Source organism: Desulfosarcina cetonica JCM 12296 (assembly GCF_001311845.1).
Taxonomy (GTDB): Bacteria; Desulfobacterota; Desulfobacteria; order Desulfobacterales; family Desulfosarcinaceae; genus Desulfosarcina; species Desulfosarcina cetonica.
Genome location: NZ_BBCC01000066.1, coordinates 22,369 through 30,593, shown reverse-complemented (window position 1 = coordinate 30,593; position 8,225 = coordinate 22,369). Strand labels below are relative to the sequence as shown.

At 60.8% G+C, this 8,225-nt stretch carries 7 protein-coding genes; 3 read left to right on the top strand and 4 right to left on the bottom strand.

Annotated features, from left to right (window positions below; translation table 11 throughout):
• Positions 1–132 (bottom strand): NAD-dependent epimerase/dehydratase family protein (locus tag JCM12296_RS38425; protein ID WP_218188125.1); only part of this gene is annotated, 132 nt, incomplete at its 3' end.
• A 176-nt stretch (positions 133–308) separates the two neighbouring features.
• Between JCM12296_RS38425 and JCM12296_RS38420 the strand changes: the two genes are divergently transcribed.
• On the top strand, positions 309–467 hold the full coding sequence (locus tag JCM12296_RS38420) for a hypothetical protein (protein WP_157067658.1): 159 nt from the start codon (positions 309–311) through the stop codon (positions 465–467).
• Positions 468–477: 10 nt separating this feature from the next.
• On the opposite strand, the gene JCM12296_RS44670 is transcribed toward JCM12296_RS38420, so the two are convergent.
• From JCM12296_RS44670 to JCM12296_RS15890, 3 genes are all read right to left on the bottom strand, one after another.
• The gene (locus JCM12296_RS44670; protein WP_246804409.1) at positions 478–1,584 is read right to left on the bottom strand and encodes a glycosyltransferase family 4 protein; all 1,107 of its coding nucleotides are present in this window, start codon (positions 1,582–1,584) and stop codon (positions 478–480) included.
• Complete coding sequence (locus tag JCM12296_RS44665; protein ID WP_246804408.1) at positions 1,575–2,921, bottom strand: PHP domain-containing protein; 1,347 nt, start codon at positions 2,919–2,921, stop codon at positions 1,575–1,577. The genes JCM12296_RS44670 and JCM12296_RS44665 overlap by 10 nt, the downstream gene beginning before the upstream one ends.
• 367 nt (positions 2,922–3,288) lie before the next feature.
• Positions 3,289–4,392 (bottom strand): radical SAM protein, encoded by a 1,104-nt coding sequence (locus tag JCM12296_RS15890; RefSeq protein WP_246804406.1) that lies wholly within the window; start codon positions 4,390–4,392, stop codon positions 3,289–3,291.
• Positions 4,393–5,133: 741 nt separating this feature from the next.
• On the opposite strand from JCM12296_RS15890, the gene JCM12296_RS15885 reads away from it, so the two are divergent.
• Together JCM12296_RS15885 and JCM12296_RS15880 are read left to right on the top strand one after the other, a co-directional pair.
• Positions 5,134–7,218, top strand: a complete 2,085-nt coding sequence (locus JCM12296_RS15885; RefSeq protein WP_054695009.1) for a hypothetical protein — start codon at positions 5,134–5,136, stop codon at positions 7,216–7,218.
• Complete coding sequence (locus tag JCM12296_RS15880) at positions 7,181–8,191, top strand: phosphatidylserine decarboxylase (RefSeq protein ID WP_054695006.1); 1,011 nt, start codon at positions 7,181–7,183, stop codon at positions 8,189–8,191. The genes JCM12296_RS15885 and JCM12296_RS15880 overlap by 38 nt, the downstream gene beginning before the upstream one ends.
• Positions 8,192–8,225 lie beyond the last annotated feature (34 nt).

Here is an 8,225-nt window from a genome sequence, read left to right as displayed (position 1 = left end):
GCGCAGACGCTCCGGCGACCGCGCCAGGGCCTGCACCCGGTAGCCGGCATCGAGCAGCCGTGGAATCAGGCGACCGCCCACATAACCGGTACCACCGGTAACGAAAACAGGAGGGTTGCTAACCGATGCCATAACCGACAGGCCCATTCCGCACGGTCGCCGGCACCAGCTAACCGTACATAGAAGTGTTTTCCGTAATGGATATATCTGCGAGATATCGCCAATGCAGTATATCCCCTCGGGCAGGTCGAGGAAAGGAAAAACCTTATTAAGAAGACCACCATCAAGGATGCGAAGAGGAGGAACACATGCCAATATTCGGTTACACCACGGCAAAAATCGCGGCATGGAACCTGGCCGGTTATGGCGGGATTCCCGAGGAACGTCTCAATCGTCAGGTGGAGGGGTTGACCCTGCTGGATGCGGAAGTCATCGCCCTGATGGAGATCAATCCGCTCTCAGAATGATCTGTTCTGATCAGGCGATGGCCTGTTTCTTCTGGGCGTTGACCATGCCGAAGAGTTCCCAGGTCTTGTCGAAGGCCGTCTCGAAAGAACGGCTTTCCATGTACTGCCGCGCGGCCATGCTCATGTGGTGGCGGCGCCGGGCATCCCCCACGAGATCCGCCATGGCCGTGTACAAGGCATCGGCACAATCGGCCTTGACCACCAGGCCCGTCTCACCGGGCAGGAGATTTTCCGCCGGTCCTCCCTGGTCGCTGACAATCACCGGCAGTCCGGATGCCTGGGCCTCCAGCACCACGTTGCCAAAGGTGTCGGTCGTGCTGGGGAAGACAAACACGTCGCTGGAAGCATACGCCTCGGCCAAATCCTCACCATCGAGCCGGCCGGTGAAAATGCAGGGCAGATCGATGGTTTCGCGTTGCATCTCCTCCAGGTAGGGCCCCTCCCCCACAATCGCCAGGGTGGCGCTGGCGCCGGTTCGCACCAGGCGGCGATAGGCCTCGGCGAGCAGATGCAGGTTCTTTTCCTTGGAAACCCGGCCCACGTAAAGCAGTTTGGCCGTCCGATCGGCTGCCGGCCAGCGAGTGTAAAATCCGTTGCGCTTGGCCGGATGGAAGCGCTGGGTGTCGATACCGCGCGGGTAGACCCGGATCTTCTCGGCACTGATGCCCTTGGCCACCAGCTCGTCGCAGGTGCTCTGGGAAGGCGCGTAGATCAGGTCCATCTGGTCGTAATACCAGAGCACGAACTTCCAGGCCAGTTCTTCCATGAACCCGCTGCCGGTGAGAATCTGAACATACTGGGGAATGGCCGTGTGGTAGGTACCGGAGATGGGCAGGCGCAGAAAGCGGGCGATGGCCAGGGCCGCCAGGCCGATGGGACCCGGTGTGGCCGTGTGAATGTGGTTGAAGCCCTGCTGGTGGCAGTAATCCAGCATTTCCAGGAGCGGTGGGTAGAAGATCTTTTGCTGCTCGTACTCGGGCAGCTCATAGGTGCCGATGGGCTTGAAGTGGGTGACGCCTTTCTCCGGCGGCCGGTTCTGGTCGTCACAGGTGATCAGGGTATAGTGCCGGTTGGTGCTGATGGCCAAATGGACCTGCTGTTGCAGGGTCAGGGCCACCCCGTTGATCTCATAGAAGGTATCCGTGAAATGGGCCACATGCACCGCTTCGTCGGCGGCCGGGGTGCGCCGCTGAGCGGGTCGGGCGAAGCGTTCGGCAATTTGCAACCCCAGGTCGCGTCCCATGGTGAACTGGGAGAAGGCGACAAAATAGGGTGCCAGGAGTGTGTAGAGACCGCCGGCCGAACCGATGGTGTGGAAGATATTGAAGACATTGGCCCCGGAAAGATGGTCCAGCAGATGGTTGCCGAACTGAACCATGACCCGATTGGAGAGGCGGTTGACGAACTCGAACCAGCGCTGCTCGCGAGACTGATGGTTTCGTCGGCGCCCGCGCCGGCCATCAGGTCGGGATTCTCCTGGATCAGCCGCTGGGTCTCATGGCGCAGCAAGGTGGCCAGGGAATCCGACAGGGGGTGTTTGACGCGTTTGTGCTTACGCGCGCTGAGGAAGAAGTAAACCCGTGAAAGCATGCCCGGCTCGGGCGCCGGTTCGGGCGTCAGCGAGCTGTCCAGGAAGCGGATCAGGGGATCCTTGCCCACATAGCGTCCCAGGTTGAACTTACGGCGGAAGAACTGCCAGGCGATGCCGTAAAGGTTGTGGGCCATGGTCTGCGGTGAGGGCGCGATGCCGTGCACCGCCACTCGGCGATCCTGCATGACGGCCAGCCGCGTTGTCTGATCATCGGCACCGATGAATTCGGTATAGGTGCGCGCGATATTCAGGGCGCTGTGATCGTCCGATCCGCCGAAGAGGCGCTTTTCATGCGCCCGGGCAAATCCGGGGGTGATGCCGTGCCGATCGGCCAGGCGTTCGATGTCGCTGGGGGTGAGTTGGTTGAGAAGACTTTTCAGGGTCAGGTTCTCCCGGCTGTTGCGCGCGCCGTTGAGCTCGAAGTTCCGAAAGAGCAACAGCAGTTTCTCGAAATGGTCGATGGTCAGCCGGTCGTTGACCGCGTACAGCGGGTGGGCGATGATATTGAAAATTTGCTCCTGCCGGAAGTAGGTCACCAGGTCATAAACATTCTGGCGCAAACGCTGGATCTCGCGATGCTGGTCCTCGGTGATGTCCAGGGCCAAAACGTGCAACTTGCAGCCGTCTTCGGGGAAGTAGCTAGTCGCCTCCTCGCTGACGAAGGTGTCCGGCAGATGGGCGATTTCCAGGGCACCGTCAATGGTGTTATGATCGCTGATGGTCACATGGGTCATGCCGCGTCGCCGGGCGATGGCGTATAGCTCAAGGGGCTCGGTGAAGCTCTCCGGGCAACCGATCTTCTTCAGGATCCACTGGGACGGCCGCTTCGAGTGTTTGGAATGGACGTGTAGGTCGATCTGCATCGCGTTTCCTTTCTGTAATCATCCCCCGTCGTCCCCATCGGTGCGCGTCATTTCACGCCACCCGGGGAGGACCCGACTTCTCATTCGCGACCCACCTCTACGCCCGCTGTATTAAGGATTGGTTAAGAAACGGATAGTTTTTGGTTAAATTGGGGGTTAAAAAGTCCTTCCAAGCCCCGCGTGCGGCGTTGGGAAGAGGTTCCGAAGGGCGTGAGCTTCCGATAATCCGGCGCCTGCCGGCCGTCAAAGAAACCGCAGGCACGGTAGTAAAAAAGATCCGTGGCCCAGGTGGCCATGGCACGTGGCGACCGCAGGACGCGCCTTGCCAGACCGAGCGGATGGGCGAAAGCCGCCAAGAGCGGTCCCATCAGTTCACAGGGGTCGCGGAAGCACTCCCAGTCACACCGTCGGCAGGCATCTGCCTCGGCCGGCGGCCGATGGGATGGCCAATCCATATCCCACACCCAACCGTGATCCTCGTTGCCCCGGTAGCCGCAGGGATAGGCATGTCCGTCGGCGGCATTGACGAAGAAGAAATCCACCCCGCCCCGGCAACCGTAAGGCGGTGGCGACGCTTCCGTGCCGTACTGCCGGACCAATGCCTCCAGCGCGCATAGGGGGGAAAAATACGGATCCGTGCGCGAAAACGCCGGATCGCAACCATCAGCGCGCTGAAGAGCATTCGTTTCTCCGCCGGAGCAAAGCGAACGATATCGGCCACCGTGGTGGCGGCATAGACGGCGGCCAAACCGTTTTCGCTTTCCGGCACGTCGATGCTCATGGGGTAGCAGGCGTTGGCCATGGTAAACCCCAAGTCGATGGCCCGTTGATAGAAGCGCTCGAAGGCGTCCTGATAACAATGGTAGAAGGTTTCCAGATAAGCCGCATCCGATGAACTGCCGGCAGGTGTCAGCTCCCGGGTGGATGCCCCGCCCACGTTGCGGTTGATGCCCAGGTTGACCGCCGGATAGATGCCGGCGGCATGGAAAATCGGCAGGGCTTTTTCGATGCCGGCCACCACCCCGGGAAATCCGCGCATCTCCTCGTGGAGGGCATCCACCGACGAATCGAGACTGATCCAGAAGTTGCGCAGGGGCGTTGCGGCCAATTGATCGACGATCCGCTTGATGCGGTCGGTGAAATCGGACCTGTCGGCATGCTGGAAAATGAACCCGTTGGTCCCCGTGCGAATAAAAGGGATGCCGGCGGCACCGGCATGGTTGATCAACGCGGTCAGCCGCGGCAGGTCCAGGAGCGGCTCGCCGCCGGTAAAGGAAATGGCCTGAACGCCGCGGTCAGCAGCGGCATCGATCAGGCGCCTGATGGTATCGGTGGATAGGGTGGATCGCCGGAAGGTCGCCGTGGTGCGCATGCCGCACTGGGGGCAGCGGGCGTTGCAGCGGTCGGTGATCTGCACCACCAGCTGACCGGGAATGCGATTGTGTCGGATGGAATGAATAATAGGATTCACCGTTGTCTTCTCTCTTTCAAGCCGTTTGGGTGGATAAATTCCCCGCAATCTATAGTATTTAAGATAATGTTTTTGGCAAGGCCAGAGGGAGGAAGCTGTATAACCAATACCGCGACGACCGATAACGCAGCCCAAAAACATTATCTTGAATGCTATATTCTGAGGAATGTTGGTTCCGTGTTAGAGATTTGACGGATTCGCGTAAAAATTACGAATCGTCAATCATCACTAACCATTTTCTAGCCTGCGGATAACACGGTCCTAATCTGGCAATCCTAAGAACAGGCCGGTCAGGGCCGACACGCCCTGTTCAGGGAAACCCCAACGTATCGGGAAAGACACCATCATGCTGCCCTTGGAAGACCCCATCGCACCTGCCTTGAAAGAGAAATCGCCGCCCAAGGCCCTACCGGCGAATTCGGCCATTAGCCGGTTCAAGGTCAGCCATCTGCTGGGCATCGATACGGCGACGCCGGACGGACTGGCCCGCACCCTGCCCTTCATGCCCGCCGACGCCACGGCCGGGTCCGAAAACGAGTATCAGACCGCCGTTCTGGGCCACCGCCAACAGGTGGACCTGTCACTGGCGATCGAGGATTCGAGTTTTTTCCGCAACCTGAAGAAGCGCATCCAGCGCGGTGACGCGCCGCCCTCCCGGGTCACCGCCCTGGAACGGTTTTTGGAAAGCAATACGGACCGCGTTTGGGAAAACAGTTGGGTGCGTCTGCCGGTGGAGACCCTTTGCCTTATGCCCGGCAAGTCTTCGACGAGGATCTGCGGGCCGACAAGGGCCGGGCCGACAGCCCCCGGCGCAACGATGCCCACCGGTTCGCCGTCACCGTTGCCGGCCAGAGCTGCCTGCGGATTCCGATCAGTTATCTGCTGAAACTGTCCCTGGCCGATGCCGTGGGCCAAAAGGCGGTGCATGCATCCATCCGGGATATGGGGCGCCGGGCCATGCGCCACTTTCTCTCGGACAACACCTCTCCGGAAACGGTCTCCTTTCACCCGGTCCGTGCCAGTGAAAAGGCGTCCCTGGGCGCCGCCCTGGCCTGCGAAACCGCCCTGCGTTTTCTCTTCTCCCAGCTTTTGATCCAATATGCCAACCGACAGTTCGGTTTGATCGACAGCGGCCAGCAGGCAGTGCTCTACTTCGCGCCGCACCCGCCCTTGCGCCAGAAACGGCTCAACAACCTCATTTCGGACAGTTTTTACCGATCGCTCTTCATGAGCCCCTGCCTTTCCGGTTGGAACGACGGCGAGGCCAAGCACCACTACATGCACCTTTGCCACACGGTGCTCTCGCGCAGCCAGCTCAACGCGGTCATCAAGCTGCGCGAGGCGGGCATCATCGCCAACAATCTCGTGGTGCTGCCCAATACCTCCAACATCAGCCTGGCCAACAACGGCACCCACATCAGCCTGGGCAGCCGGCGTCTGACCGGCTGTCTGCAAGACCCCGGATCGGGCTTCAACCCCTTGGAGGAGAAGCATTACGGCGACCTGGCGATCAAGATCGTCGAGCACTTCCTGCCCCTGTTCGTGGGCACCTATTCGGCGGCACCCTATCGCATCGATTTCATGGATTTTCATCCCGAGCGGGTTCTGGGCTTCCTGCCCCATGAACTGGACTTCACCCACCTGCGCATGCTTTGGCGGCGCTGGAAGAAGAAGGCCCGCATCCGCATCCTGGGTCACAGCATCACCCCCTTCGGACCGGAATGGCTGGATCGCACCTTGGCGCGCGCATTCCGCCTGAAGGGCGACATCGTCCCCGACTTCAGGCTCATCGACTATCTCGTGGCCCTGATGGCCACCGACGAAAGTCCGGCCTTGGACGGCTGCCCGGGCAACGACCTGCGCCTCAAGGCGGACCTGGGCGACATGGGCGTCTTCGATCCCTGCATGCCCCTGTACCTGCTCTATCGGGCGCGCTACTTTCAGTGCATGGGGTTCAGCGGTTTCGAGGGTCGCCACTACAGCCTCTTCGAGCGTCTGCAGGGTGATATGGCCCCGGCCGTCGACCTGCAGATGCTGATCACCGCCCTGGCCTACAAGTACATCTTCACCGGCAGCGTGACCCACAGCGACATTCCCGACCATCCCTTTATCGAAAGCGAGCGGCGCCAGATCTTTTTTGCCGCCGCGGCCGGGATTCCCACCTTTTACGTGCGCACGGACACGTCCAACCGGCTGCTGGCCCGCCTGGTCCGCAAAACGGCCAACATCCGCGCCAGCCGCCGTTACACGGGCTATACCCGCGTGCGCGTGGTGGATTTCCGTCATCGCCTGCTGAGCCTCTTGCGCCAGGACGCCCCGGAACTGATCGAAGCCAGCGGCAACGCACCGGTGCTAACCGATCTGGAATGCCGTCTCCAAGCGAACGGTCGCGACACCACATCCGCCCGCCTGACCCGCCGCATCTGCGAGACCGTCGGTGTCGCCGCGCCCATGGCGCTGACCAGTGACACATTCAACAACGCCGCGGAAAATTTCTATCGCGGGCAGCTAAAGCAGGAACAGATGCAGCAAGCCATAAATGACTGGTGCGAGGCGGTCCGCCGTTTGGATGGCTTCGCCACCTGGCGCAGCGGCCACTACAACCGGGCGCTGTTCTCCCTGTTCAAGGGCAAGGATGCGGCCCTGTTCATCGACACGCACCGACGCGGCATCCTTGACGAAACATCTTCCGTCGCCGTCCTGCGCCGGTTGATCCACCTGATGCTGCTGACCCTCGATCATATGCGCCGCCAATCCCAAACCGATTCAACGGAGGTTCCGACCCTTGATGCCCCATGCCACACCGCACCAGTACATCGACCGTGAAACCGAAGGCGTGATCACCGAACGACTCATCGCCGACCCATTGATCACGCGGCTCTATACCCGGGCCCGCGAGAATCCCGGCCTGCTTTTCAGGGCCGCGACCTCCCGGCGCATGTCGGCCGTTCTCGGTTTTCTCAACTTCGATCTGACTTTCGGCACCAATGGCGCCGGTCGCCGCCGGCGCATCCGCCAAATGGGCATCCACCTGGCCGAATGCCTGGACGATCCGGCGACGCTGGACACGCCGCGCAAGCTGTTCGAACGCCGTATCCGCTACTGGCAGTGCCGTCCCATGCCGGCGGCAGCGGATCGGGTCGTCGCGCCAGCGGACGCGCGCATGCTCGTCGGCTCCTTCGACCGTCAACAGATGGTATTTCTCAAGGAAAAGTTCTTCTCATTCGATGAACTGCTCGGCGGGGAAAAAACGCACTGGCGGGAAACCTTTGCCGATGGCGACTTCGCCCTCTTCCGACTCACGCCGGATAAATACCACTACAACCACACCCCCGTGGCGGGCGTCATCCAGGATATTTACACCATCGACGGCCGCTGTCATTCGTGCAACCCCGCGGCGGTGGTTTGCATGGCCACACCCTTTTCGAAGAACCGCCGCGTGGTCACGATCATCGACACGGATGTTCCCGGCGGCAGCGGCATCGGCTGGGTGGCCATGGTCGAGGTGGTGGCCATGATGATCGGCGACATTGTCCAGTGCTACAGCACCTTCCGCTATGACGACCCGCTGGACCTGTCGGCTGGCATGTTCGTCGACCGCGGCTGCCCCAAGAGTCTCTACCGGCCGGGCAGCAGCGTGGATATTCTGATTTTCCAAAAAGGGCGCCTGGCCTTTTCCGACGATATCCTGGCCAACATGCGGCGCCGGGACGTCACCAGCCGCTACAGTCGGCACTTCCGGACGCCTTTGGTGGAAACCGATGTTAAAGTGCGTTCGGAAATCGGATGCAAAGCATGACGGCGTCGTAAAAAGCCAATACTTAAGGAGCATT